This window comes from Pseudomonas sp. AB39(2026) (assembly GCF_059831485.1).
The window spans coordinates 1704304-1725808 of the sequence record NZ_CP195212.1 but is presented as its reverse complement, the minus strand read 5'-3'; the positions used below and the strand labels follow the sequence as shown (position 1 = coordinate 1725808).

The following is a 21505-nucleotide window of genomic DNA, read 5'->3' as shown; positions in this document are numbered from 1 at the left end:
TCATTTCCTTGGGTCGAACGCATCGCGGGCGGCCTCCCCGATAAACACCAGCAGGCTGAGCATCAGCGCCAGCACAGTAAATGCACTCAGGCCCAGCCAGGGCGCCTGAAGGTTGCCTTTGGCCTGGCTCACCAGTTCACCTAGCGAGGGCGAGCCGGCGGGTAAGCCAAAACCCAGGAAATCCAGCGCTGTCAGCGTGCCGATGGCCCCCGTAAGAATGAACGGCAGGAACGTCATAGTAGACACCATGGCGTTGGGCAGTATGTGGTGAAACATGATGGGCCCGTCACGCATGCCCAAGGCGCGCGCAGCGCGGACATACTCCAGGTTGCGCCCGCGCAGGAACTCGGCCCGTACCACGTCCACCAGGCTCATCCAGGAAAACAGCAGCATGATCCCCAGCAGCCACCAGAAGTTGGGCTGCACGAAGCTGGCCAGAATGATCAACAAGTACAGTACGGGCAGGCCGGACCATACCTCCAGGAAACGCTGGCCTGCCAGGTCTACCCACCCTCCGTAGAACCCCTGCAGCGCCCCCGCCAAAACACCCACCACCGAGCTGAGCAGCGTGAGAGTAAGGGCAAATAGCACGGAAATGCGAAAACCGTAGATCACCCGCGCCAGCACGTCGCGGCCTTGATCGTCGGTGCCTAGCCAGTTTTGCCGGGAGGGCGGCGCGGGGGCAGGCACTTTCAGCTCGTAGTTGATGCTCTGGTAGCTAAAGGGGATAGGTGCCCATAGTACCCTCGCAACCTGGCGTTCCAGCAGGTCACGCACATAGGGGCTTTTGTAGTTGGCTTCCAAAGGAAACTCGCCGCCAAAGGCGGTTTCTGGATAGCGCTCAAACGCTGGAAAATACCAGGCGTCGTTGAGGTGAATCAGCAGCGGCTTGTCGTTTGCGATCAGTTCGGCACCCAGGCTCAGTACAAACAAGATGCCAAACAGCCATAGCGACCACCAGCCTCGTTTGTGGGCCTTGAACCGCTGCAGCCTTCGCCGGTTGAGAGGGGAAAGGGCCATCAGTGCTTCCTGCCTTCAAAGTCGATGCGGGGGTCTACGAGGGTATAGGTCAGGTCGCCGATCAGTTTCACCAGCAGGCCCACCAGTGTGAAGATGAACAGTGTGCCGAACACCACAGGGTAATCCCGGTTGATCGCGGCCTCGAAGCTCATCAAGCCAAGCCCGTCCAAGGAAAAGATGACCTCGATCAACAGCGAGCCTGTGAAGAAAATGCCAATGAAGGCGGATGGAAAACCGGCCACTACCAGCAGCATGGCGTTGCGAAACACATGCCCATACAGCACCTTGCGACGGGTAAGGCCCTTTGCCCGAGCTGTGACCACATATTGTTTGCCGATCTCGTCCAGGAAGCTGTTTTTGGTCAGCAGGGTCATGGTCGCAAAGTTGCCGATGACCAGCGCAGTGACCGGCAGTACCAAATGCCAGAAGTAGTCCAGTACTTTGCCACCCACGCTGAGCTGGTCGAAGTCATTGGAGGTCAACCCACGCAACGGGAACCAGTTCAGGTAGCTGCCGCCAGCGAACAGCACGATAAGCAGGATGGCAAACAGGAACGCCGGTACGGCATAACCGATGACAATGGCTGAACTGGTCCATACATCAAAGGCAGACCCATGGCGGGTAGCTTTGGCTATCCCCAAGGGGATGGACACCAGGTACATGATCAGGGTGCTCCACAGCCCCAGCGAAATAGAGACCGGCATTTTTTCCAGAATCAGGTCAGTCACTTTGGCGTCTCGGAAGAAACTGTCGCCGAAGTCCAGCCGGGCATAGTTCTTGATCATGATCCAGAGCCGCTCGGGCGCAGGCTTGTCAAACCCATACAGGTGCTCGATTTCCGAGATCAGCGCAGGGTCCAGGCCTTGTGCCCCCCGGTAGTTGGAGCCGGCCATGGCCACTTCGGCGCTACCCCCGCCGATGCGGCTGGTAGCCCCCTCGAAGCCTTCGAGCTTGGCGATCATTTGCTCGACCGGCCCGCCCGGCGCCGCCTGAATGATCACGAAATTGATGATCAGGATGCCAAACAGCGTGGGTACGATCAGCAGCAGGCGCCGTATCAGGTAGGCGAGCATCAGTGCGCCTCCGGGGCCGGCTTGGCCCACCAGGTGTTCAAGCCAATGTCATAGCGCGGTGGCCGGGCAGGGTGGCCAAAGCGGTTCCAGTATGCGACCCGCCAGGTATCCAGGTGCCAGTTGGGGATCAGGATCGCATTCCAGGACAGCACCCGGTCCAGTGCCTTGGCGTGGGTGACCAGGCTGGCCCGTGAATCGGCGTTGATCAAGCCGTCCACTAAGGTATCCACGGCCGGGTCCTTCAAGCCCATGAAGTTCCGGCTGCCGGGGTTGTCGGCGGCGGCGCTGGACCAATAGCCGCGTTGTTCGTTGCCTGGAGACGCTGATTGAGGAAAGCTGGCAACGATCATGTCGAAATCCCTGGAACGAAGGCGGTTCACATATTGGGACATGTCTACCCGGCGCAATACAAGGTCGATACCCAGGTCCTTGAGGTTGCGCTTGTAGGGCAACAGCACGCGCTCGAAGTCAGGCTGGGCAACGAGGAATTCAATCACCACAGGCTGGCCCTGAGCGTCTAGCATTCGGTCGTCCTGAATTCGCCAGCCGGCTTCCTGCAACAGCCGGTAGGCTTCGCGCTGCTGCTCGCGGATCATGCCACTGCCATCGGTTACCGGGTTCTCCCACGGCTGGGTAAACACTTCAGCGGGGACTTGCCCACGCAAGGGTTCCAGCAACTTGAGCTCTGCCGCGTCTGGTAGCCCCTTGGCGGCCATTTCAGAATTTTCGAAGAAGCTGGTGTTGCGTTTGTAGGCACCATTGAACAACTGCTTGTTGGTCCATTCAAAATCCAGCATCAACGCCAAGGCCCGGCGCACCCTTATGTCCGTAAACAGAGGGCGCCGCTGGTTGAACACGAACCCTTGCATGCCCGTAGGGCTGCCATTGGGCAGTTCTTCGCGCACCAGGCGGCCTTCCTTCACAGCGGGCACGTCATAGGCCGTGGCCCAGTTCTTGGCGATCATTTCCTGCCAATAATCGAACTGGCCAGCCTTCAGGCCTTCCAGGGCAACAGTGGAGTCGCGGTAATAGTCGTAAACCAAGGCGTCGAAATTGTACTGCCCGCGGTTCACCGGCAGGTCCTTGGCCCAGTAGTCTTTCACGCGCTCATACCGTATGGAACGGCCCGCCTGCACAGAAGCAATACGGTAGGGGCCGCCCCCAAGCGGAATATCCAGGTTGCCCCGTTCGAAGTCCCGGCCTTCCCAATAGTGTTTAGGCAATATGGGCAGTTGGCCAAGGATGAGTGGAAGCTCACGGTTGCCATTGCTTTTGAACTTGAACAGCACCTGCAACGGGTTTTCTACGACCACTTGGGCAACGTCGGCATAGTAGGTACGGTAGAACGGCGCGCCTTGGGTCGTGAGTGCGGTAAAGCTGAAGGCCACGTCTTCGGCACGCAGCGGGTGACCGTCATGGAAGCGCGCTTCCGGGCGCAGGTAGAAGCGTACCCACGTGTGGTCCGGGGCCTTCTCGATGCGGGAGGCTACCAGGCCGTATTCGGTCATGGGTTCATCCAGGCCTTGCACTGCCAGGGTGTCGTACAACTGGCCCAGGCCATCGGCCGGGATGCCCTTGGTGATGTAAGGGTTAAGGCTATCGAACCCGCCGATGGCAGCTTGCCGGAAGGTGCCGCCTTTGGGGGCATCCGGGTTCACATAATCGAAGTGCGTAAACGTAGCCGGGTAACGAGGCGGCTCGTCGTATAGCGTAATGGCATGTTCGTTGCCCGCGCGTGCTATTCCGGTTGCCACCAGCAACAGGGTACAGGCTAGCCGGGGTAGGGCAGAGTGAAGCGTCATCGGTCGATCTCCACGGGCTTGAGCCACCAGGTGTTCAAGGCCAGCGCATAAGGCGGTGTAGGCAGAAAGGCGAAACGGTTTCGGTACGCCAGGCGATGATAAGCCAGGTACCAGTTGGGAATCATGTAATGCTGCCACAGCAGTACCCGATCCAGCGCCCGCGCCGCAGCCACCTGGTCTTCTCGACTATGGGCAGCCAGCAACTGCTCCAGCAAGCGGTCCACTACAGGGTTTGCAATGCCGGCGTAGTTCTTGCTCCCCTTGATGCCTACTTGGCTGGAGTGGAAGTATTGCCATTGCTCCAGGCCTGGGCTGAGGGTCTGCGGCAAGGTCATGAGAACCATGTCAAAGTCGAACTGGTCCAGGCGTTGCTTGTATTGTGCCCGGTCCACCGTGCGCAACTGCGCGTTGATGCCCATGCGTGCCAGGTTTTCCACGTAGGGCTCCAGAATGCGCTCCAGCGAGGGGTTCACCAGCAGCAATTCCACTTGCAACGGCTGGCCCAGGCGGTTGCGCCATTGCCCATCACGGTATACCCAACCTGCATCGGTCAATAACCCCATGGCGGTGCGCAGGGCGTCCCGTGGCAGGCCGTTGCCATCGGTATGCGGCACCGTGAAGGGCTCGGTGAACAGGCTGGGAGGCAACTGCTCGCGCCAAGGGGAAAGCAGCAGCGCCTCTTGGTCAGCGGGTATGCCTTTGGCGGTGAAATCGCTGTTGGGGAAGTAGCTCGCTGCCCGCTGGTAGGCGTCGCTGAACAGCGTGCGGTTGGTCCATTCGAAATCGAACAGCAGCCCCAGGGCTTGGCGCACCCGAACATCACTGAAGCGCGCCCGGCGCGTGTTGATGAACAGCCCTTGGGTTTGCGTGGGTATACGGTGTGCGATGTCCTGCCGGATCACTCGTCCTTCGGCCACCGCTGGGAAACTGTACCCACTGGCCCAGTTCTTGGCCTGGTGCTCGATGTAAATATCGAATTCGCCCGCCTTGAACGCTTCGAACGCCACATTGCTGTCGCGGTAGAACTCAACCTCTACACGGTCGAAATTGTATTTGCCCTGGTTCACGGGCAGGTCTTTGCCCCACCACTGCCTGTTACGCTCAAACACCAGCCGCCGACCGGGAACCACCTGGGTGATGCGGTAGGGCCCGCTGGTAACAGGGGGGTCGAAGGTAGTCGCCTGGAAGTCCCGTCCATGCCAGTAATGGCGAGCGAGCACGGGCATTTCCCCCAGGCGCAGGATGAGCAGTGGGTTGCCGGCCCGCTTGAACACAAAGCGCACGCGGTGCGGGCCGAGCAGGTCCACGCGCTGTACTTCCTGAAGGCTGGTGCGGTATTGGGGGTGCCCTTGCTTGAGCAGCGTCTGGTAGGAAAACACAACGTCGGCCGCTGTAACCGGCCGGCCATCGTTGAAGCGCGCCTCAGGGCGCAGATTGAAAACAACCCAACTGCGGTCATCGGCGTATTCCACCGTGCGTGCAATCAGGCCATAGCTGGCGGTAGGCTCGTCGCCCGACGGATCATACTGCCCTGTGCCTACCATCAGCGGCTCGCTTAGCTCGCTAACGCCATATTGGAGGAAATTGGCGGTGGCGGTGGGGCTTGTGCCTTTGAGGGTGTAGGGGTTCAGGGTATCGAACGTGCCCGCTGCCATGATCCGCAGCGTGCCACCCTTGGGCGCATTGGGGTTGGCCCAGCCAAAGTGGGTAAAGCCGGCAGGGTATTTGAGGGTACCAAATTGCGCGTAGCCATGGCTTTCGATGCGCGTGGCCAGGGCAGGGCCAGAGAGGGCCAAGCCCAGCAGCAGGAGAAGAAGAGCGCGCATCAGGTCACAGCTTCGAAGTGGCCAGGCGCTACCTTACCACGGACGGGGAAGTCCGCGCAGGCGGCGGCCTCACCAAGGCTGCGTTGTTACCGGTCCACGTAGACAGTCAGTGTTTGCCCAGGGCGCAGGGCTTTGCCCACCCGAGGGTTCCAGCGCTTGAGGTGCTGTGCAGGCACATTGAACCGCTTGGCCACCAAGGAGTAGGAATCCCCTTTGCGCACGGTGTACTGGGTAGTGCGGCGGGCCTGCGCGGCTTGAACCGCCTTGCTGGGCTTTGCGCCGCCTTGCATCACCAGCATCTGCCCGGCCTTGAGGCGTTTGCCACTGAGCTTGTTCCAGCGCTGGAGCTCGCTCACGCTGACCTTGTTGGCCTTGGCGATGGAGGAGAGGTTGTCCCCGGAGCGCACGCGATAATTACGCCGCGGTGCCGGTGCAATACTGGCGACTTGCTCGAAGACCTTGTCGCGAGGCCTCAGGGACATCAATTGTTCGGGTTTCATGGCAGACAGGCTGTCGGCCAGCAGTTGGGCCTTGGCCGTGGGCACTAGAAGGTGTTGCGGGCGGTCCAGGGTCATGCGTTTCTTGAAAGCAGGGTTGAGCTGGTAGAGCTCGTCTTCGTCGATGTCCGCCAACGCGGCAACCCGTGCCAGGTCTAGCCGGGTGTTGACCTCGACCACCTTGAAATAGGGCTGGTTGGCAATGGGTTCCAGGTCCACGCCATAAGCCTGGGGCGAGGAAACCACTTCGGACAACGCCAGCAACTTGGGGACGTAGTCGCGGGTTTCCTGCGGCAAGGGCAGGTTCCAGTAATCGGTGGGCAGGCCCAGCTTTTCATTGCGCTCGATGGCACGGCTGACGGTGCCTTCGCCTGCGTTGTAGGCCGCCAGGGCCAGCAGCCAGTCACCGTTGAACATGTCGTGCAGCTTGGTGAGGTAATCCAGGGCGGCCGTGGTGGACGCGGTAACGTCCTGGCGACCGTCATAGAGGTTGGTCTGGCGCAGGTTGAAGTAGCGGCCTGTGGACGGAATGAACTGCCATAGCCCCACTGCATTGGCGCGGGACAGTGCCAAAGGGTTGTAGGCGCTTTCGATCACCGGAAGCAGCGCAAGCTCCAAGGGCATGTTGCGCTCTTCGAGGCGCTCTACGATGTAGTGCAGATAGAGGCTGCCGCGGTCGGCGGAGCCCAGCAGGAACTGGGGGTTGCTCACGAACCAAAGCCGTTGCTGTTCTACGCGCGGGTTGACGTCCACGCCGTCCTGCAACTGGAAGCCGTCCCGCATGCGGGTCCATAGGTCCAAGGGTGCCTGGTGCGTGTCGCGTGCCGCCTGGAACACCGGCTTTGGCCTGGCCCGCTTCATCAACGCAGAGGCAGGCTTTGCAGTGGGGGCCTCGTCTACCGTGGCCGCGCTCTGGCACCCCGCCAGTGCAGCGGATGCAGTCAGCGCTATGGCTTGGGCAAGCCGTGTAAGGGCACGGGAAGACGAGGAGGCAGGCGTGAGAAGCGACATTGGCGGCAGGGATGTCCGGGCAAAAATGTGCGGGGATTCTAGAAAGGGGGTGGTGGATGGTCAACCTTTCAAAACAATCCCCTGGTGTGGAGGGGGGTGTCAGAACACATCCTTCCAGGCACGGATAGCGGCGAAGACAGCGGCCTCGCTCTCCAGCGGAGTGCCCGCACGGCGCTCCATTATTTCTTTAACGGATGTTTCTCCAGCTCGAAGGAAGGGGTTGGTCGCTTTCTCTATGGCCAGGGTACTGGGCAGAGTGATTTCATGGCGTGCCCGCTGTTCGGTCACTTGGGCCAGGCGCTGGGCAAGCACCGTATTGCCAGGCTCGACGGCGTGCGCAAAGCGCAGGTTGCTCAAGGTGTACTCATGGGCGCAATACACCAGCGTTTCGTCTGGCAGGGTCGACAGCCTGCCGAGGGCCGTATGCATCTGTGCGGCAGTGCCTTCGAACAGCCTGCCGCAGCCTCCGGCAAACAACGTGTCGCCACTGAACACCAGTGGCTGGGTTGGGCTTTCGTGGATAAAGGCAATATGCCCAGCGGTGTGCCCTGGCACCAGCACGGCTCGCAGGTCCAAGCCCAGCACCTGCAGCCGAGCGTTGTCTTCCAGGCGCCGGTCCAGTGAAGGAATATGTTCACCGGCGGGGCCGGACACGATCGCGCCCGTGCGCTGTTTGAGCGCGACCACACCACCGGTATGGTCGTGGTGGTGATGGGTGACCAGAATATCCGTCAATGTCCATTGAGGGTGTGCGTCGAGCCAATGCATTACAGGGGCGGCGTCACCAGGGTCCACCACCGCGCAGCGGCGTGTCGAATCATCCTGTAACAGCCAGATGTAGTTATCGGTGAATGCGCTCAGGGCATTGATCTGTATCATGGCGGGGTTCGCTACGCTTTGAAGTAGATTGCACATAGTAGGGCCGGAGGGGCACAGGGGAAACCCGGAGGGAGCAGCCATGTCAGTCAAGCCATTCGCACAGGCGGATCAGCAATGGGTCGAACTCATCGGCCAGGCCAGGGAGTGGTTCGAAGGGCCGTTGGGCCAGTTGCTGCTGCGCGAGGAGCAGGCCGTGCTATGCACGGAGCTGGAAAAGTTCTTCGGCGGTTATCTTGTGCACTATGGCCCCCACGCCGAAGCGCCCCCTGTGGCGGCACGCATCCAGCACCATGTAAGGCTGGGTGCGCCATTGCCAGGTGTGCAGATCGCCTGCGAAGAGCAGGCCTGGCCGCTGGGGGAGCACGCCGCAGACCTGGTGGTGCTTCAGCATGGGCTGGACTTTTCCCTATCCCCTCATGGTTTGCTGCGCGAGGCCGCACGGGCAGTGCGCCCCGGTGGGCACCTGGTGATCGTTGGCATCAATCCCTGGAGCCCGTGGGGCGCGCGCCGTGCGTTCTCCCAAGGTGCATTACGCAAGGCCCGCTGCATCTCGGCGTCCCGGGTCGCGGACTGGTTGAACCTGCTGGGTTTCGCACTGGAGAAAAGGCGTTTCGGGTGCTATTGTCCGCCGCTTGCCTCGCCTGCCTGGCAAGCCCGCATGGCGGGCTGGGAGCGTGTCGCGGGTCGTTGGCAGAGCGTGGGTGGCGGTTTTTACGTGCTGGTCGCGCGCAAGCTGGTGGTGGGTTTGCGTCCTTTGCGCCCGCCACGCCGCGAGCCCATGGGCAAGTTGCTGCCCCTGCCATTGGCCAAGCTCAACAGGCGTGAAGGCGGTCAATAAGCGGTTCACGTTTCGATACAGGCTGAACAATGAGCGATGTCGTAGAAATTTTCACGGATGGGGCCTGCAAGGGCAACCCGGGCGTCGGCGGCTGGGGTGCGCTGCTGGTGTGTGCGGGCGTGGAAAAAGAGCTGTGGGGGGGAGAGCCTTCCACTACCAACAACCGTATGGAGCTGATGGCCGCCATCCGCGGGCTCGAAGCGCTTAAACGTTCTTGCCAGGTCAACCTCGTCACGGATTCCGAATACGTGATGAAAGGGATTCAGCAGTGGATGCCCAACTGGAAGAAGCGCGGTTGGAAAACAGCGGCCCGCGAGCCTGTGAAAAACGCCGACCTCTGGCAGTTGCTGGATGCTCAGGTGGCCAGGCACCAGGTCAGCTGGCAATGGGTACGCGGGCATACCGGCCACCATGGCAACGAGCGGGCCGATGACCTGGCCAACCGCGGTGTCAGCGAGGTGCGCCAGCTTCGTCAGGGTCAACAGGGGGTGAGGTCATGACAACACCAATGACGGCTCAGCGTATCGTGGTGTTCGACACTGAAACCACAGGCATGCCGGTGACCGACGGCCACCGTGTGCTGGAAATCGGCTGTGTTGAGGTGGTAGGCCGGCGGCTTACCGGGCGCAATTTCCATATCTACCTGCAGCCAGACCGGGAAAGCGACGAAGGGGCCATAGGTGTTCACGGCATAACGTCGGAGTTTCTGAGGGGTAAGCCCCGGTTCGCCGAAGTGGCGGACGAATTCTTCGAGTACATTCAGGGGGCCACGCTCGTGGCCCACAACGCCGCGTTCGACGTAGGCTTCATCAACAACGAATTCGCCTTGCTAGGCCAGGCAGACCGGGCAGACCTCACCCAGTACTGCACTGTTATCGATTCCCTGGCATTAGCGCGCGCGCGTCACCCTGGCCAGCGTAATAGCCTGGACGCCCTGTGCAAAAGGTACGGGATCGACTTGAGCGAGCGTACGCTGCACGGCGCGTTGCTGGATGCCGAGCTGCTCGCCGACGTTTACCTGACCATGACAGGTGGCCAAACCACCTTGTCACTGGCCGGAAGCGGCGAAGGAGAAGAGGGTGACAGTGGGCACGGCAGCGAAGTACGCCGGCCGTTGCTCAGCCGGCCTGCCGGGCGGGTGATCGCAGCCAATGAAGCAGAATTGGCGTCTCATGTGGAACACCTTGCCCGCATTGCCAAGGCAGCGGGTGCGCCGGCATTGTGGGCACAGGAAGGTAACCCGGCATAAGCCTGCTATATCCGCTGTTGGTAGAACCTAAGTATGTTCAACAGCACGTTGGAAGCAGTCAGCCCCAATGAAAAAGCCCCGGCCTAAGCTGGGGCTTTACATAAGTGCGTATACCATGGAGGCGCTTGAGCTAAGCCGCCTTTAGGGAATGCGAGTGATCTCTACACCGCTCTGCACCAGCATGAATCGGTCGTCACCCAAGTGGTTAACTCGGTCACCAATGGCTAGCTTGTAAGTCAGCAGGGGTTCTTGAACAGTGCCATCAGGCAGCACCGTTGCGTTCTGGAAGGCATGTACTGGGTACACCCGCCCTTCAGCGTCCCGTGCGTGAAACCGGTCCACTATTTCTGCTGCCATGGTTACATCCTCCAAACGGTGCGGCGCAAGTATCTGCGATCATAGACCTTCATTTCGCCGTCTAGTTTACATCTGGTAAAAATTTACGGGTTTCATGTACTGCCCAACGGCGAGGCGCTGGTCGCGCGCCTGCCCTGAATGGGTGCATTCCCAAGCCTTATTCGCTATCCTGCGCTCCTTTCCGGCAACCCCACAAGGGTTGTTCGAATATGCCTGCCGAACCCGGTGGCTTCTTTTCCCGCAACCCAGGGAATATTCCTCCTCTATTCGTTCGCCTGCAGCATGGTCCCGTAAACATGAAAGTGCTTAAAGGCCAGGACATCCTGGCGCTTGGTTTTATGACATTCGCGCTGTTCGTCGGCGCTGGCAATATCATCTTCCCCCCAATCGTTGGCCTGCAATCAGGGCCAGACGTGTGGCTTGCCGCTATTGGTTTCCTGATTACTGCGGTCGGCCTGCCCGTGCTAACCGTGGTAGCCCTGGCCAAGGTAGGCGGAAGCATCGATGCCTTGAGCAGCCCGCTTGGGCGTGCTGCAGGCACGTTGCTCGCCGTTGTGTGCTACCTGGCCGTTGGGCCGCTGTTCGCTACCCCGCGAACTGCTACGGTGTCTTTCACCGTGGGCCTGGCGCCCCTCACCGGCGATGGCCCGATGCCGCTGCTGGTCTACAGCGTGGTCTATTTCGCCGTAGTCGCCCTGGTGTCTTTGTATCCCGGCCGGCTGCTGGACACCGTCGGGCGTTTCCTGGCGCCTTTGAAAATCCTGGCCCTGGCGGCGCTGGGCGTTGCCGCTTTCCTGTCGCCGGCAGGGCCAGTGGGTGATGCGACCGCTGAGTACCAGGCCGCGCCGTTTTCCCTAGGCTTCATCAATGGCTACCTCACCATGGATACCTTAGGCGCACTGGTGTTCGGCATCGTGATCGTAAACGCCATTCGCTCGCGGGGGATCGAATCCCCACGCCTGGTGACCCGTTATGCGGTAATCGCCGGCCTGATTGCAGGGGTTGGCCTGGTGCTTGTGTATGTCAGCCTGTTCCGTCTTGGGGCAGGCAGCCACGTTATCGCCTCCGGTGCAGGCAATGGCGCACAGGTATTGCATGCCTATGTGCAGCACACCTTTGGCGATACGGGCAGCGTGTTCCTGGCGGTGCTTATTTCACTGGCCTGCCTGGTGACTGCTGTGGGCCTTACCTGCGCCTGTGCAGAATATTTCAGTGGCTTGCTGCCGTGGTCCTACCGCACTCTGGTGCTGATACTCGCTGCGTTTTCGCTGCTGGTATCCAACCTGGGGCTCACCAAGCTGATTGCGGTCTCGATTCCCATTCTTACCGCCATCTACCCGCCCTGCATCGTACTGGTTGCCCTGAGCTTCGCTCAAAGCCTATGGCGCTCGCCCAAGGCGGTGGTGGCACCTGTAACCCTGGTGGCGCTGCTGTTCGGCTGCATTGATGCGTTCAAAGCCACGCCCTGGGCGCAGCATCTGCCGGCGGCACTGGCCGACCTGCCCTTGAGCCAGCAGAACCTGGCCTGGTTGATACCCTCTGTGGTTGCTCTGGGCATTGCAGTGTTCTGCGATCGCCTGATGGCGGGCCAAGAGGCGCGCTCGCGGGGCTGATCCTCAAGGGCTTTGTGTTGTAAAAGGCCTTACTGGCCGCAGTCGCCAATGCTAGGCTGCTGCGGCCAGTTGGCCTATATATCAGTGAGCCCCATGAACGACGCAATAGGTGGTTACTTCGAGCTGGAAACCCCTTTTCGAGGTCAGCTCTACCCCTCGGCCCTAGGCTACAACAGCGCACGCTATGCGTTCGAAGCCCTGTTGGGGGAAGGCGGTGTGCGGCGCGTGTACATCCCTTGGTACACCTGCGGCACCATGGTCGAAGCCGCACAGCGTAGCGGCGTGGGTATTGAGCGCTATTGCTTGGATGAGCACCTGGAACCTGTTGGCCTGCCGGAGTTGAGCGAAGCCGAGCGCCTGCTGTATGTCAACTATTTTGGCTACAAGGCAGGCTTCATTGAGCAGGAGCTGTTGCCGCGCTTCCCAGGAAAGCTGATTGCCGACCACGCTCAGGCCCTGTTCTCCAAGCCCCATACCGGCGTTCCTACCCTCTATTCACCGCGCAAATTCCTGGGTGTACCTGATGGCGGGTGGCTGCTCAACGCGCCCGCAGGTTTGCAGCCATTGCCCTCCACGCCAAGCAAAGGGCGTTTTGCTGCGTTGCTGGGGCGGCTCGAAGATGGCCCCGAGGCGTGGTATGCGGCCTACGCGCAAGTAGAAGCAGGCATCCGTGAGCAAGGGCCGCAGGGCATGTCGTCACTGACAGCACGGTGGCTCAGCAGTATTGATTACACCACTACCGCACAGCGTCGATCAGCGAACCTGGCGCAGGTGCACAGCGCACTGAAGGGTTTGAATCAGTTTGAGGTACCGGTACACGCTGGGCTGGCGCCCATGTGTTACCCGCTGCTGCTGGAGCAGGGCGAGCAGGCAGATCGAGTACGCAGCGAGCTGGCACGCCAGCGCATCTACTTGGCAACATACTGGAAGGATGTGTTGGAGGCGGGCGGTAAGTGTGAGGTAGCCAGGGCATGGGCCCGGTGCATGTTGCCGTTGCCCATCGACCAGCGATATGGCCCGGAGCACATGGTGCGGTTGGTCACCGCGGTGGAGCAGGCATTGAGTTGAACCTGGCCCCTGTATAGCGCAGGGAGCCAGGTCGCAGGGCAGGCCGGGTACTAATTATTGTTTTGGAGCAGCTTCCGGAGCTGGCGCATTCCCGTTGGCCGGGGTGCTTTCCTGCATGGCTTTCTTCTGGGCTTCAGCAGCGTCAGCGTTGGCCTTGGCGTTTTCCTTAGCTGCGTCGTTGGCATGGTCTTGAGCTTTATTCATTTGCTCTTGAGCATTTTCTTTATGGTCTTGAGCGTCTTTAGCTTTGTCCGAAGCGTTGTCGCAAGCGGCCAAGCCCAAGGTTGCAGCCAGCATGAGGGCGTAAGCGAAAGTCTTTTGCATGGGGTGTTTCTCCTTATGGATGATCATCACGTGGCTTCGAGCGCAACGGGCTTCGTTAAGTTCAACCTTTGCAGTCTGCATGTTCTGCTAAGGCCCAGGCCTTGAAACCCTCAGCCCCCATCCCCATCTGTTGCTCATCCCGCCCTTAAGCCGGGCCGTCCGTGCCGCCTTCGCGGCTTGTGCCAACCAGCATTGGAGTTAGATCGATGAGTGTGGAAACTCAAAAGGAAACCCTGGGCTTCCAGACCGAGGTGAAGCAACTGTTGCACCTCATGATTCATTCGCTGTACTCGAACAAGGAGATCTTCCTTCGCGAATTGATCTCCAACGCGTCGGACGCGGTGGACAAGCTGCGTTTCGAGGCACTGGCCAAGCCTGAGCTTCTGGAAGGCGGTGCCGAGCTGAAAATTCGTGTGACCTTCGATAAGGACGCGAACACTGTCACGATCGATGACAACGGCATCGGTATGAGCCGTGAGGATGTGATCGCGCATCTGGGCACGATTGCCAAGTCCGGCACAGCCGACTTCATGAAGAACCTTACAGGCGACCAGAAAAAAGATTCGCACCTGATTGGCCAGTTCGGCGTGGGCTTTTATTCGGCCTTTATCGTTGCAGACCAGGTAGACGTGTTCAGCCGCCGTGCAGGTGCGCCCGCCAATGAGGGCGTGCACTGGTCTTCGCGAGGTGAAGGCGACTTTGAAGTGGCCACTGTCGAGAAGGCCGAGCGCGGCACGCGCATTGTGTTGCACCTGAAAGCCGATGAAGCTGAGTTTGCTGATGGCTGGCGCCTGCGCAACGTGATCAAGAAATACTCCGATCACATCGCCCTGCCGATCGAACTGCCCAAGGAGCAAGCGGCCGCCGAAGGCGAAGAAGCGCCCGCAGAGCCAGCCTGGGAAACGGTCAACCGCGCTAGCGCCTTGTGGACCCGCCCACGTACCGAGATCAAGGACGAGGAATACCAGGAGTTCTACAAGCACATCGGTCACGACTTCGAGAACCCGCTGAGCTGGAGCCATAACAAGGTTGAAGGCAAGCTGGAGTACAACTCGCTGCTGTACGTCCCGGCACGTGCACCGTTCGACCTGTACCACCGTGAGGCCCCGCGCGGCTTGAAGCTGTATGTGCAGCGTGTGTTCATCATGGATCAGGCCGAGTCCTTCCTGCCGCTGTACCTGCGTTTCATCAAAGGCGTTGTGGATTCCAACGACCTGTCGTTGAACGTCTCCCGTGAAATTCTGCAGAAAGACCCCATCATCGATTCGATGAAAACGGCCCTTACCAAGCGTGTGCTGGACATGCTTGAAAAGCTCGCGAAAAACGAACCCGAGCAATACAAAGGCTTCTGGAAGAATTTTGGCCAGGTGCTCAAGGAAGGCCCGGCCGAAGACTTCGCCAACAAGGAAAAAATCGCAGGCCTGCTGCGCTTCTCGTCTACCCATGATGACAGCGGCGAGCAAAGCGTTTCCCTGGCAGACTACCTGGCACGCGCCAAGGAAGGGCAGAGCAAGGTCTATTACCTTACCGGTGACAGCTACGCACAGGTCAAGAACAGCCCGCACCTGGAAGTCTTCCGCAAAAAAGGCATTGAGGTGTTGCTGCTCACCGACCGGATCGACGAGTGGCTGATGAGCTACCTCACCGAGTTCGACGGCAAAACCCTGACCGACGTGGCCCGTGGCGACCTTGACCTGGGTACGCTGGACAGCGAAGAAGACAAGCAGGCCCAAGAGGCCGTTGCCAAGGACAAAGAAGGGTTGGTCGAGCGCCTCAAGGGTGCATTGGGAGACAGCGTTAGCGAAGTGCGGGTGTCCCATCGCCTCACTGATTCGCCTGCTATCCTGGCCATTGGCGAGCATGACATGGGCCTGCAGATGCGCCAGATCCTCGAAGCCAGTGGCCAGAAGGTGCCAGATACCAAGCCTATCTTCGAGTTCAACCCGGCGCACCCGCTGCTGGACAAGCTGGACCACGAACAGGATGAAGATCGCTTTGCGGACTTTGCCCATATCCTGTTTGACCAGGCCGCGTTGGCGGCAGGGGACAGCCTGAAAGATCCAGCGGCCTACGTCCGGCGCTTGAACAAGCTGCTGATCGAGTTGTCAGCTTAACGCTTGCGTAGGTAAAGCCCGCCTTGCCACCCGGTTTGGCGGGCTTCTTTTTTTGGGGATATCCAGGAGCACTCCATGAGCACCATTACTGTTGAGTCGTTGAGCTACGACATAGATGGCACCGCCTTCGAAAGCCGGCTGGTGTTTGATGCAGACATCAAGTCGCCACGCCCCGGGCTGGTCATGGCCCCTAACTGGATGGGTGTTTCCGCGGGCGCCGAGCGCATTGCCCAAGCGGTAGCCTCCCAAGGCTACGTAGTGTTGCTGGCTGACCTGTATGGGCAGGCTGTGCGCCCGCAAAATGCCGATGAAGCCCTGGCTGCCATGATGCCGATCAAGAACGACCGTGGCCTGCTGCGCACCCGCATGCAAGCGGCGCTGGCCGAACTGACCTCCCAAAGCCTTGCCTCCGTGGACACTGCCAACTTGGGCAGCTTCGGGTTCTGCTTCGGCGGCTGCTGTGCGCTGGACCTGGCCCGTGATGGTGCGCCGCTCAAGGCAGCCGTATCCTTCCATGGCACTCTGGACACGCCGAACCCGGCCGATGCCAACAACATCAAGGGTGCAGTACTGGCCATGCATGGCGATGCTGATCCGCTGGTGCCCTCTGAACAGTTGCCTGCGTTCATTGAAGAAATGAATGCTGCCAAGGTCGATTGGCAACTGATCAGCTACGGTGGGGCCTACCACTCGTTCACTGACCCTGAAGCCAACACCCCAGGCAAACAGATGTACGATAAAAAGGTCTCTGACCGCGCGTTCCAGACCATGTACAACCTGTTCAACGAAGTGTTCAAGCCAGCACTTTAATCGCGCTTCGCCGGGCCAGGTAATTCAACTCGCCCGGCTTCCCCTGGCACTTCTGGCCAATCGCCGACTGCCCACCGGGCGCGGGCGCGTTCGATGAGGGCGGGGTCGCTGGCCACGAAGTTCCAATTCATGCGCCGTGGCCCATCCAGTGCTGCACCTCCTGCCAGTACCAGCCGGGCCCCGTGGGTTGTGGTCAGGCTCGATTCCAGGCCTTCTTGCAGCACCACTAGCGTGTGTGCGCCCAACGCGTCTGCCCCTAGCCGTGCATCGCCTTCCAGCAGAAACGCGGCACGTTCAGTGTGCTCGTCCGGGATCAGCAGGGTGCTACCCGGTTGCATCTCGACGATGGCATAGAGGGTAGGGCTGTGAACCGGTACGGGTGATATCAGCCGAAACCCGTGCCCGGCTACCACGGTGATCTGCGCCCCATGCTCGGTTCTGGAGGGCAGCTCATCCGCTTCGAAGTAGTAGTAGGTGGGAGCATCCTGTTCCTTGCCCCTGGGCATCGCGAGCCACACTTGCAGGCCATGCAGGCGGCTTCCAGCGCCCCGCAGGTCATCGGGTGTGCGTTCGATATGGGCAATGCCATTGCCAGCCGTCATCCAGCTCACATCGCCAGGGCGTACACGCTCCTCGGAACCCAGGCTGTCCCTGTGCAGCAATTCACCCTCGAACAGGTAGGTGAGCGTAGAAAGGCCTATATGGGGGTGCTGGTGAATGTTCATGCCCTGCCCGGGCGGGTAGTCATGGGGGAGGATGTAATCGAAGAAGACAAAGGGGCCGACGCTGCGGCATCCCGGGGAAGGTAGCGGGCGCAGAATAGGCTGGCCTCCAACGTTTTCCTGCCGGGGGGTAATCACCTGGGCGATGGCCATGGGAAGCTCCGATAAAGAAGAAACCCCAGTCTACCCCCAATTCATTAGGCTCACGGCCCCTGGCCTAGGCTGCTAGTGATCAGGCCCTAAAACAACGAACCCCCGCCGAAGCGAGGGTCCATTTGCAGCTTGCAGCTTGCAGCGCCTTACTTACCTTCCCAGCGCTTGAGCACCAAGGTGGCGTTGGTGCCGCCAAAGCCGAAGCTGTTGCTCATCACCGTGTTGAGCTGCACGTTCTCGCGCGTTTCACGCAGGATCGGCATGTCGGCCACCTCAGAGTCCAGCTCTTCGATGTTGGCAGAACCGGCGATGAAGTTGCCTTCCATCATCAGCATGCAGTAGATCGCCTCATGAACGCCTGCAGCGCCCAAAGAGTGACCCGACAGGCTTTTGGTGGAGCTGATGGCAGGCGCCTTGTCCTTGAAAACTTCACGAACACCGCGGATTTCCGCCACATCCCCAACCGGCGTGGACGTGCCGTGAGTATTGAGGTAGTCGATCGGCGTGTCGACGGTCGCCAGGGCCTGCTGCATGCAGCGGATGGCACCTTCGCCACTTGGCGCAACCATGTCGTAGCCATCGGACGTGGCGCCATAACCTACAACTTCGGCATAGATCTTCGCGCCGCGGGCCAAGGCATGCTCCAACTCTTCGACTACTACCATACCGCCACCGCCGGCGATGACGAAGCCGTCACGCTTGGCGTCGTAGGCGCGGGAGGCTTTTTCAGGGGTGTCATTGTATTGAGACGACAATGCGCCCATGGCGTCGAACAGGAACGACTGGCTCCAGTGCTCTTCCTCACCGCCCCCCGCGAATACTACGTCCTGCTTGCCCAGCTGGATCTGCTCCATGGCCGCGCCAATGCAGTGCGCACTGGTGGCACACGCAGAGGCGATGGAATAGTTCAGGCCCTTGATCTTGAAAGGCGTAGCCAGGCAGGCAGACACCGTGCTGCTCATAGTGCGGGTAACCCGGTACGGCCCTACACGTTTCACGCCCTTCTCGCGAAGGATATCCAAAGCTTCCATCTGGTTGAGGGTTGAAGCCCCACCAGAACCGGCAATCAGGCCGGTGCGCGGGTTGGACACCTGGTCTTCGGAAAGGCCGGAATCTTTGATGGCCTGCTGCATGGCCAGGTAGGCATAGGCGGCAGCATGGCCTACAAAGCGAAAGACCTTGCGGTCGATCAGCTCTTCAAGGTTGAGGTCTACCGAGCCGGAAACATGGCTGCGCAGTCCCATTTCGGCGTATTCCGGGTTGAAGCGGATGCCGGGACGGTTTGCGCGCAAGTTGGCGGAAACGGTGTCTTTGTCATTGCCCAGGCATGAAACGATGCCTAGACCCGTGATAACGACGCGGCGCATGCAAATAACCCTTAGAAGTTGTCAGTGGACGTGAAAACGCCGACCCGAAGGCCTTCGGCGGTATAGATCTCGCGACCGTCGACGCTGACCGAACCATCGGCGATGGCCATGTTCAGCTTGCCCTTGAGGACGCGCTTGATATGAATGTTGTAGGTCACCTTTTTCGCAGTAGGCAGTACCTGGCCAAAGAACTTGACCTCGCCTGAACCCAGCGCGCGCCCGCGCCCTGGCAAGCCTTGCCAGCCGAGGAAGAAGCCGACCAGCTGCCACATGGCATCCAGGCCCAGGCAACCGGGCATGACCGGATCCCCCTCGAAATGGCACGCGAAGAACCACAAGTCAGGGTTGATATCCAGCTCAGCGACCAATTCACCCTTGCCATATTTGCCGCCTTCCTCGCTGATGAGGGCAATGCGGTCTACCATCAGCATGTTAGGGGCGGGCAATTGCGCGTTACCTGGGCCGAACAGCTCGCCGCGACTGCAGCGCAGCAGGTCTTCCCGAGTAAAGGCGTGTTGTTTGGTCATGCGAGCTCCTCAGTGGTCCCTGCCTTGGCAGGGGGCAAATCATCCCGGCCGGCAAAAAAGGGCAGGTTCCCAGGCCGGCAGCCTAGTCATAGACTAATGCGTCGTGGTTAAAGTCACAGGGCGGCAAAGGGTTGCCCACCGCCCGTTCAGTAATATGTGGCTTGGGGCACGCTACATTGAAAGGCGCATACCGCAAGCCGCTGCACTGTAACACCGTTGCCTGCTGCTTGGCAGGCTTGGGCAGCCGCCCCTCATGCCAGCCATTGTTGAAGCAACTGCTGCAGGTCGGTGCGTTTGAACGGCTTGGCAAGGTAGTCATCCATGCCAGCTTCCAGGCAGGCCTCTCGATCACCCAGCAAGGCGTTGGCCGTCAAGGCAATGATGGGCAGGCCATGGCGCTCTGGCAAGCGACGAATGCGCCGGGTACTTTCGTAGCCATCCACCACCGGCAGCCGGCAGTCCATCAGAACGGCATCGAAGCGCTGTGCCCGGACACTGTCCACCGCTTGCTCGCCATCGGCCACTACACTCACTTCATACCCCAGGCTTCTGAGCATGGCCTCAATGACGGTCTGGTTGACAGGGTTGTCCTCGACCAGCAAAACGTGATGATTCTGACCATTGGCTGCGCCGTTGGTTCGGGACGCAGGGGCTGGCTTCTCCTTGGCCTGCTTCGGTGTCTGGCTCAATGCTAGCGGCATTTCAAGTGCAAATACCGAGCCGTGCCCGCCATTGCTGCTGGCGCGCAAGCTACCACCCATGCGTTCGGCCAGGTTGCGTGCGATCGGCAAGCCTAGGCCGGTACCGCCATAGCGCCTTGAAATAGAGCTGTCAGCTTGCTGGAAGGCCACGAACATGCGTTCGATTTCTTCGGGATCGATACCAATGCCGGTATCGATCACCTTGCAACTGAGCCATATCAACCGCTCGTCCAGCACCTGGCAGCGGGCTTGGAGGCATATGCTGCCGTGCTCAGTGAATTTCAGGGCATTGCCGATCAGGTTGACCAGTACCTGGCGAATGCGGGTAGGGTCCCCGGACACCTCCCATTCAGCGAATTCCGAGTCGGCGTCAAGGGTGAGCGCCAGCCCACTCTGCTGGGCGCTGTGCTGGAAAGAGTGAACGCACTCTGTAAACAGCTCGGCCAGGTTGAAGGGTATGTGTTCCAACTCCAGGCCTGTGCGCTCGATACGGGAAAAATCGAGAATGTCATTGATCACTTTGAGCAAATGCTCAGTGGACTGCGTAGCCAGCGCGGCATATTCATGCTGCTCGTCGTTGAGCCGGGTGGTTTCCAGCAACTGAAGCATGCCCAGTACGCCGTTCATGGGCGTACGCAGTTCGTGGCTCATCATGGCCAGGAACTCCGTCTTGGCATTGTTGGCCCGCTCGGCCTCCTCTCGTGTCTGGATCAACTGCTGCATGGCCTCGCGTTGCTCGCGGCTGGCTTGCTCAAGCCCTTGAGCCAGGTCGTTGATGTGCTGCGACAGTGCGCCCAGCTCACTGTTGACCTCTACAGGCAACGTGGCTTTGAAGTCGCCTTGGCGTATAGCTTTTACCGCAGCCCCCATGTCTCGGATCGGCTGGGATAGCCCGCGTGAAAGGCGCCGGGCCAGCAGAAAAGTCACCACCAGCGTAAACAGCGCCAGCACGCCTGCCTTGAGCAGGATCTCTTGCTGGCGCTGGTTGAACACATCATCGGACATGCCCACGACCACCCGGCCCAAGTAGTCGTCCGTATGCAGGGTTGAAGTATCGTGAGCGTCATCAGCGCCCAGGTAGTGTTGAAGACGAATGGGGGCTTGAAATACCTGGGCAGGCCGTGTGGACGTGCGGCCGTCCGAGCGTTGTTCCAGGTAGATCACAACGCTGTCGTCACGCCCCTGGATCTCCAGGAAGCGCACGTGAGCATTGTTCAACGTGGCGCGCAGCAACCCATCAAGCACCTCGGTCTTGCCCGAAAGCACACCGTACTCGGCCGCAGGGGCCAATTGGTTGGCAATCAGTTGGCCGGTATGCGTCATTTCCTGACGCAGGTCCTGGATCCGTACAAAGGTAAAGAAGAAAATGAGCAGCAGCGTCAACAGCAGGGCGGGGCCCAGGCTGATGAGTTGCGTCCTGGCATGAATGTCCCCCGTCCATCGGAGGTTCACTGGCAAGAATACTCGGCGGCGGCGTGCGGCATGCTGATCGCTTTTTATTGGCATCACAGGGAAGCGGGCATATTACGCGGGATCTGTAACATTTCCAGAACT

The 21505-nt window shown here is 60.1% G+C and carries 19 protein-coding genes; 7 read left to right on the top strand and 12 right to left on the bottom strand.

The genetic code is table 11. From position 1 onward, the window contains the following. The 6 genes from ACSAMW_RS07635 to gloB form a co-directional block, all read right to left on the bottom strand. On the bottom strand, positions 1–1020 hold the full coding sequence (locus tag ACSAMW_RS07635; RefSeq protein ID WP_500593401.1) for an ABC transporter permease: 1020 nt from the start codon (positions 1018–1020) through the stop codon (positions 1–3). Next, complete coding sequence (locus tag ACSAMW_RS07630) at positions 1020–2093, bottom strand: microcin C ABC transporter permease YejB (protein ID WP_500593400.1); 1074 nt, start codon at positions 2091–2093, stop codon at positions 1020–1022. The genes ACSAMW_RS07635 and ACSAMW_RS07630 overlap by 1 nt, the downstream gene beginning before the upstream one ends. Continuing rightward, entirely contained in the window at positions 2093–3895 is a 1803-nt protein-coding gene (locus ACSAMW_RS07625; RefSeq protein ID WP_500593399.1) for an extracellular solute-binding protein, read from the bottom strand. The genes ACSAMW_RS07630 and ACSAMW_RS07625 overlap by 1 nt, the downstream gene beginning before the upstream one ends. Next, positions 3892–5721, bottom strand: coding sequence for an extracellular solute-binding protein (locus ACSAMW_RS07620; RefSeq protein ID WP_500593398.1), 1830 nt, complete (start codon positions 5719–5721; stop codon positions 3892–3894). Before ACSAMW_RS07620 ends, ACSAMW_RS07625 begins: the two co-directional genes overlap by 4 nt. An 86-nt stretch (positions 5722–5807) precedes the next feature. After that, complete coding sequence (locus tag ACSAMW_RS07615; RefSeq protein ID WP_500593397.1) at positions 5808–7229, bottom strand: transglycosylase SLT domain-containing protein; 1422 nt, start codon at positions 7227–7229, stop codon at positions 5808–5810. A 99-nt stretch (positions 7230–7328) separates the two neighbouring features. Next, positions 7329–8108: a hydroxyacylglutathione hydrolase gene (gene gloB / locus ACSAMW_RS07610; protein ID WP_500593396.1), complete on the bottom strand. Its 780-nt coding sequence runs from the start codon at positions 8106–8108 to the stop codon at positions 7329–7331. A 79-nt stretch (positions 8109–8187) separates the two neighbouring features. Here gloB and ACSAMW_RS07605 point away from each other — a divergent pair, with 79 nt between their 5' ends. Genes ACSAMW_RS07605 through dnaQ form a run of 3 tightly spaced genes read left to right on the top strand, consistent with a single transcriptional unit; the run spans position 8188 to position 10195 of the window. Beyond that, positions 8188–8946, top strand: a complete 759-nt coding sequence (locus ACSAMW_RS07605; RefSeq protein ID WP_500593395.1) for a methyltransferase domain-containing protein — start codon at positions 8188–8190, stop codon at positions 8944–8946. Between the two features lie 29 nt (positions 8947–8975). Next, on the top strand, positions 8976–9446 hold the full coding sequence (rnhA, locus tag ACSAMW_RS07600) for a ribonuclease HI (protein WP_500593394.1): 471 nt from the start codon (positions 8976–8978) through the stop codon (positions 9444–9446). Positions 9447–9454: 8 nt separating this feature from the next. After that, entirely contained in the window at positions 9455–10195 is a 741-nt protein-coding gene (gene dnaQ, locus ACSAMW_RS07595; RefSeq protein ID WP_168086113.1) for a DNA polymerase III subunit epsilon, read from the top strand. 141 nt (positions 10196–10336) lie between these two features. Here dnaQ and ACSAMW_RS07590 read toward each other — a convergent pair whose 3' ends face one another. Further along, positions 10337–10552, bottom strand: a complete 216-nt coding sequence (locus tag ACSAMW_RS07590; RefSeq protein ID WP_168086039.1) for a hypothetical protein — start codon at positions 10550–10552, stop codon at positions 10337–10339. A 296-nt stretch (positions 10553–10848) separates the two neighbouring features. On the opposite strand from ACSAMW_RS07590, the gene brnQ reads away from it, so the two are divergent. Both brnQ and ACSAMW_RS07580 read left to right on the top strand, forming a co-directional pair. Then, positions 10849–12165, top strand: a complete 1317-nt coding sequence (gene brnQ / locus ACSAMW_RS07585) for a branched-chain amino acid transport system II carrier protein (RefSeq protein ID WP_500593393.1) — start codon at positions 10849–10851, stop codon at positions 12163–12165. A gap of 93 nt (positions 12166–12258) precedes the next feature. Further along, a complete protein-coding gene (locus tag ACSAMW_RS07580) occupies positions 12259–13233 on the top strand; it encodes a hypothetical protein (RefSeq protein WP_500593392.1) in 975 nt (324 codons plus the stop codon). Positions 13234–13287: 54 nt separating this feature from the next. On the opposite strand, the gene ACSAMW_RS07575 is transcribed toward ACSAMW_RS07580, so the two are convergent. Next, on the bottom strand, positions 13288–13557 hold the full coding sequence (locus ACSAMW_RS07575) for a hypothetical protein (protein ID WP_168086036.1): 270 nt from the start codon (positions 13555–13557) through the stop codon (positions 13288–13290). 206 nt (positions 13558–13763) lie between these two features. Here ACSAMW_RS07575 and htpG point away from each other — a divergent pair, with 206 nt between their 5' ends. Both htpG and ACSAMW_RS07565 read left to right on the top strand, forming a co-directional pair. Then, complete coding sequence (gene htpG / locus ACSAMW_RS07570) at positions 13764–15671, top strand: molecular chaperone HtpG (RefSeq protein WP_500593391.1); 1908 nt, start codon at positions 13764–13766, stop codon at positions 15669–15671. Positions 15672–15746: 75 nt separating this feature from the next. Then, complete coding sequence (locus tag ACSAMW_RS07565) at positions 15747–16481, top strand: dienelactone hydrolase family protein (RefSeq protein WP_500593390.1); 735 nt, start codon at positions 15747–15749, stop codon at positions 16479–16481. Here ACSAMW_RS07565 and ACSAMW_RS07560 read toward each other — a convergent pair. The 4 genes from ACSAMW_RS07560 to ACSAMW_RS07545 all read right to left on the bottom strand — a co-directional run bounded on the left by ACSAMW_RS07560 (position 16478) and on the right by ACSAMW_RS07545 (position 21403). Beyond that, positions 16478–17356 (bottom strand): pirin family protein, encoded by an 879-nt coding sequence (locus ACSAMW_RS07560; protein WP_500593389.1) that lies wholly within the window; start codon positions 17354–17356, stop codon positions 16478–16480. The two genes, ACSAMW_RS07565 and ACSAMW_RS07560, sit on opposite strands and share 4 nt — an antisense overlap. A gap of 146 nt (positions 17357–17502) precedes the next feature. Continuing rightward, positions 17503–18723 carry a beta-ketoacyl-ACP synthase I gene (gene fabB, locus ACSAMW_RS07555; RefSeq protein WP_500593388.1) on the bottom strand — a complete coding sequence of 407 codons (1221 nt, stop codon included), beginning with the start codon at positions 18721–18723 and terminating at the stop codon, positions 17503–17505. An 11-nt stretch (positions 18724–18734) separates the two neighbouring features. Further along, on the bottom strand, positions 18735–19250 hold the full coding sequence (gene fabA / locus ACSAMW_RS07550) for a 3-hydroxyacyl-[acyl-carrier-protein] dehydratase FabA (RefSeq protein ID WP_500593387.1): 516 nt from the start codon (positions 19248–19250) through the stop codon (positions 18735–18737). 251 nt (positions 19251–19501) lie between these two features. Continuing rightward, on the bottom strand, positions 19502–21403 hold the full coding sequence (locus ACSAMW_RS07545; RefSeq protein ID WP_500593385.1) for a response regulator: 1902 nt from the start codon (positions 21401–21403) through the stop codon (positions 19502–19504). Positions 21404–21505: the final 102 nt, after the last annotated feature.

What these genes read in the sequence shown, in the direction of transcription:
- dnaQ (WP_168086113.1), top strand. Translation starts at nt 9,455, where the DNA reads ATGACGGCTCAGCGTATCGTGGTGTTCGACACTGAAACCACAGGCATG.
- ACSAMW_RS07605 (WP_500593395.1), top strand. Translation starts at nt 8,188, where the DNA reads ATGTCAGTCAAGCCATTCGCACAGGCGGATCAGCAATGGGTCGAACTC.
- ACSAMW_RS07625 (WP_500593399.1), bottom strand. Translation starts at nt 3,895, where the DNA reads ATGACGCTTCACTCTGCCCTACCCCGGCTAGCCTGTACCCTGTTGCTG.
- ACSAMW_RS07590 (WP_168086039.1), bottom strand. Translation starts at nt 10,552, where the DNA reads ATGGCAGCAGAAATAGTGGACCGGTTTCACGCACGGGACGCTGAAGGG.
- htpG (WP_500593391.1), top strand. Translation starts at nt 13,764, where the DNA reads ATGAGTGTGGAAACTCAAAAGGAAACCCTGGGCTTCCAGACCGAGGTG.
- brnQ (WP_500593393.1), top strand. Translation starts at nt 10,849, where the DNA reads ATGAAAGTGCTTAAAGGCCAGGACATCCTGGCGCTTGGTTTTATGACA.
- ACSAMW_RS07635 (WP_500593401.1), bottom strand. Translation starts at nt 1,020, where the DNA reads ATGGCCCTTTCCCCTCTCAACCGGCGAAGGCTGCAGCGGTTCAAGGCC.
- ACSAMW_RS07630 (WP_500593400.1), bottom strand. Translation starts at nt 2,093, where the DNA reads ATGCTCGCCTACCTGATACGGCGCCTGCTGCTGATCGTACCCACGCTG.
- ACSAMW_RS07560 (WP_500593389.1), bottom strand. Translation starts at nt 17,356, where the DNA reads ATGGCCATCGCCCAGGTGATTACCCCCCGGCAGGAAAACGTTGGAGGC.
- ACSAMW_RS07580 (WP_500593392.1), top strand. Translation starts at nt 12,259, where the DNA reads ATGAACGACGCAATAGGTGGTTACTTCGAGCTGGAAACCCCTTTTCGA.
- rnhA (WP_500593394.1), top strand. Translation starts at nt 8,976, where the DNA reads ATGAGCGATGTCGTAGAAATTTTCACGGATGGGGCCTGCAAGGGCAAC.
- fabA (WP_500593387.1), bottom strand. Translation starts at nt 19,250, where the DNA reads ATGACCAAACAACACGCCTTTACTCGGGAAGACCTGCTGCGCTGCAGT.
- ACSAMW_RS07620 (WP_500593398.1), bottom strand. Translation starts at nt 5,721, where the DNA reads ATGCGCGCTCTTCTTCTCCTGCTGCTGGGCTTGGCCCTCTCTGGCCCT.
- ACSAMW_RS07615 (WP_500593397.1), bottom strand. Translation starts at nt 7,229, where the DNA reads ATGTCGCTTCTCACGCCTGCCTCCTCGTCTTCCCGTGCCCTTACACGG.
- ACSAMW_RS07575 (WP_168086036.1), bottom strand. Translation starts at nt 13,557, where the DNA reads ATGCAAAAGACTTTCGCTTACGCCCTCATGCTGGCTGCAACCTTGGGC.
- ACSAMW_RS07565 (WP_500593390.1), top strand. Translation starts at nt 15,747, where the DNA reads ATGAGCACCATTACTGTTGAGTCGTTGAGCTACGACATAGATGGCACC.
- fabB (WP_500593388.1), bottom strand. Translation starts at nt 18,723, where the DNA reads ATGCGCCGCGTCGTTATCACGGGTCTAGGCATCGTTTCATGCCTGGGC.
- gloB (WP_500593396.1), bottom strand. Translation starts at nt 8,108, where the DNA reads ATGATACAGATCAATGCCCTGAGCGCATTCACCGATAACTACATCTGG.